Source organism: Vibrio sp. S/42/10 (genome assembly GCF_029890535.1).
GTDB classification, from domain to species: Bacteria; Pseudomonadota; Gammaproteobacteria; order Enterobacterales; family Vibrionaceae; genus Vibrio; species Vibrio cyclitrophicus.
The window spans coordinates 1-694 of the sequence record NZ_JAKMZC010000046.1 but is presented as its reverse complement, the minus strand read 5'-3'; the positions used below and the strand labels follow the sequence as shown (position 1 = coordinate 694).

The 694-nt window shown below is 58.2% G+C and carries 1 protein-coding gene; it reads left to right on the top strand.

All coding sequences use genetic code 11. From position 1 onward, the window contains the following. Positions 1 to 694: Ig-like domain-containing protein (locus L8S15_RS21720; RefSeq protein ID WP_280575159.1), on the top strand; the 694-nt coding region annotated here is incomplete at both ends.

The window sequence follows — 694 nt, the reverse complement described above, 5'->3', positions numbered from 1 at the left end:
ACTCTAGACACAACAGCGCCAGATGCGCCAACACTGACACTGGATACGGACTCTGGCTCAGCGGCGGATGACTTCTTAACCAACGACGGCAGCTTCACAGTCGGCGGCACAGAAGAGGGTGCGACAGTCGAATACCTCGTTGACGGAAACTGGACGACAACCGCACCCGTATCAACGGAAGGTGACAACACGATCACCGTTCGTCAAACCGACGCAGCGGGTAATACATCAGGCAGCAGCGAGCTGACGTTCACTCTGGATACCACAGCGGCGGGTGCGCCAGGCGTTGAAATCACAGAAGATGCGAACGACGACGGCCTGATCAGCGCGGCGGAGCTGGATGGTGACGTGAACGTGACCATCTCTCTAACCGACACAGGTGCGGTTGAAGGCGATACCTTGACGGTGAACGGCACAGAGATCGAACTGACAGCGGCTCACATCACAGCAGGCGAAGTGTTGACGACAGTCGATGCACCGGCGGAAGGCGCGACGTTAACAGTCGAAGCGACCATTACCGATGCGGCGGGTAACGTGTCTGATAAAGGCACAGACAGTGCGAAACTGGATACCACAGCGGCGGGTGCGCCAGGCGTTGAAATCACAGAAGATGCGAACGACGACGGCCTGATCAGCGCGGCGGAGCTGGATGGTGACGTGAACGTGACCATCTCTCTAACCGACACAGGTGCGG